This window comes from Phycisphaerae bacterium (genome assembly GCA_012729815.1).
Taxonomy (GTDB): domain Bacteria; phylum Planctomycetota; class Phycisphaerae; order JAAYCJ01; family JAAYCJ01; genus JAAYCJ01.
In genome coordinates, this window is sequence record JAAYCJ010000013.1 from 1 (window position 1) to 2,428 (window position 2,428).

Sequence of the window (2,428 nt, forward strand, 5' to 3'; positions counted from 1 at the left end):
CGTGTCGGCGTTGGCGGTCGCGGTGTCGAAGGAGGTTTCGCGATCGCGAGGTCGCGGCGGCGTGAAGCCATCCGGCGAGTGAGGTGCGGACGTCGTGCGGGCGTCGGGCGAGGGTCAGGAAGCACTCCTGGGCGATTTCCTCGGCGTCGTCGCGATTGCCGGTGATCCGCAGGGCGGTTCCGTAGACGAGGGCTGAGTATTGGCGGACAATCCGGCTGAAGGGTTCGGTCCGGCCGCTTTCGGCGTATTCGCGTAGCAGGCGGTTTTCGTCGTTCATCATGGCTTCCGTTCGTCGCCGCGGTTTGGCGTCATTCTACCTGATAGACACCGTGGGGCGGGGAAATATCCGCGGACGCCGGGACGCTTCGCAACCGGTTGATGGATAGAGAGATATGGCGGGTTACTGAGCCTCCATCGCCTGGGCTGCGCTTTGGAGTTCGTCGGCGGCTTGGGCTTCGAGTTCGGCGACGCGTTCGATCCGTTGAGCGAGGTGTTCGCGGCCGGCGGTAGATTCGATCAGGGCCTGGTCGCTGATGTCGGCGGCGTTGATCGCGTCGATGACCTGCCGGTAGAGGTCGGCGGCGGCGAGAAGGCGTTGTGCGACGTTTTGAGGATGTCGATCAGCCATGGCGCGGAGATAGGCGTCGGCGCTTCGGCGATTCAGGACCAGGTGGAGCCGGGCGTTGGCGTGCCATCGGGCCTGGCCGCGGTGCTCGAAGTCGCGAAGGGTTTGGGCCCAGAGGGCGAAGGCCTTCTGGCCGGTCAGGAACCCTTGCGGCATGGTGACCTCGTCGCGGGCGAGGGCGACGGCGTGGACGATGGCTTGGCGGTCGGCGAGTTTGCGATCGAGTGGGGTGGCCGGACCGCTGAGGATCGCAAGCCTCCACGGGTACCTGGACGGCCAATCGAGCCGCTCGGTCTGCTTTTCGGTCGTGCAGGGGCAATGGCCCGAGAGGGGCGAATCGTTCGTATCGCAGGCGGTGACGACCGTCCAGAAACCGTTGTTGGCGAGCAGCGGGCGTCCGGCGCTGAGTTCGGCCCGGACGATCGGTTCGAAACGCTGGTGGTAGTGCTGTTTGGCGTTGGCGTGATAGGAGGGTTCGTCGGCGCGGATGTAGTCGATGCGTTGTCCTACCGTTCGGCTGACGAACTCCAGATAGGTCGGGATGCACTCGGGGTCCAGCGGCCACCATCCGACATCGAGCGCGCCGTCGTAGCGGGTCACCTGGTCGCTGGCTTGGAAGATGAAGGCCAAGCCGAGATCGCCCATGAGGGTGTCATAGTCGGCGGGCGTTCCGCCGTAGTTGAGGATCACGGAGAGACCCATCGCGAACGGGTTGCCTTCGCCCTGACCGGCGGGAACGTCGTCGAGCGAGAGGGTGTCGGCATGGCTTGCCGCCAGGGCTTTTTCCATGGCATTGGCGGCGGCGGCGAGTTCGGCTTTGATTGGGGTGAGGACGTTTGCGGCGTGGTTTTTCTGTTTTTGGATGTCGCCGATGAGCTGGTCGTAGCTTTCGCCGCCTTGGCCGGTCATGGCTGGGTGGAGGAGTTCGACGATGCGGTCGTAGTGGTCGGCGGCGGTCGTCAGGTGGGGTCGGGCGGTTTGCGGTAGGCGCCGGGCGGCCTGGCGGAGGTATTTGGCGGCGGCTTGGGCGCCCTGGTAGGTTGACGATGCGGTCAGTTTCGCGCGAAGCTTGCACACGGGATCGTCCGCATCGCCGTCGAACCACGGCGGGTCGGCGGGCTGGAAGGAGCCCTGCATCTGGGCGATCCAGACGTCCATGGCTTTGACGCCGAAGACGATTTGTCCGGGAGCGAAGGGGGCTCTTTCGCCGCGGATGCGGTCGACGGCCCGCTGCAGCACGGCGAGATCGGCTTGGCGCTGGTCGAGCTTCGGTTCGGACCTGGCGAGGGCATAGCCCTGGCGCAGGAAGACGATCGGGTTATCGGTTCGGCCGTTGAGGGTCGCACCGAGGATGGTTCCATCGTCTTTGGCGTCGGTGACGATTCCCCAGAGCACCCAGGAGGCGTGGGCGGGGTCCCATTCGCCGCGTGAGATCACGACCCGGCCGTCGGCCATCGCGTTGCGGATGATCGGCACAAGCGGTTTGCGGAAGTGTTCGACGAGCCAGGATTCGGTCTGCGTGGGATCGTTGGGCGCGGGCGAGGCCGAGTCGTGGGCGTCGGGCAGTTCCCTGACTGTCATTCCCAGGCGAGCCGCCACGAGGTCGAGGGATCGCTCGCGGCCCTGAAGGCGCCAGCAACAGCGGCAGGGCTCATCCGGTCGGAGGTCCGGAGCGAAGGCGTTGGTCGAGAGGATGTAGACCGTCTCGTGGTCCGTTTCGATTCCCAGGAGCCGGGCCGCTTCGGCCACGGTCAGCGAGAACGGGTCGTGCGTGGCGCTGTCGCCGGCGAGTGAAACCTGCGA

2 protein-coding genes are annotated in these 2,428 nt (G+C 66.0%); both read right to left on the reverse strand.

Annotated features, from left to right (window positions below; genetic code table 11):
• The coding region (locus GXY33_00735) for a hypothetical protein (protein NLX03647.1) at positions 1–277 on the reverse strand (277 nt) is incomplete at its 3' end.
• Between the two features lie 123 nt (positions 278–400).
• Positions 401–2,428: hypothetical protein (locus GXY33_00740; GenBank protein ID NLX03648.1), on the reverse strand; the 2,028-nt coding region annotated here is incomplete at its 5' end.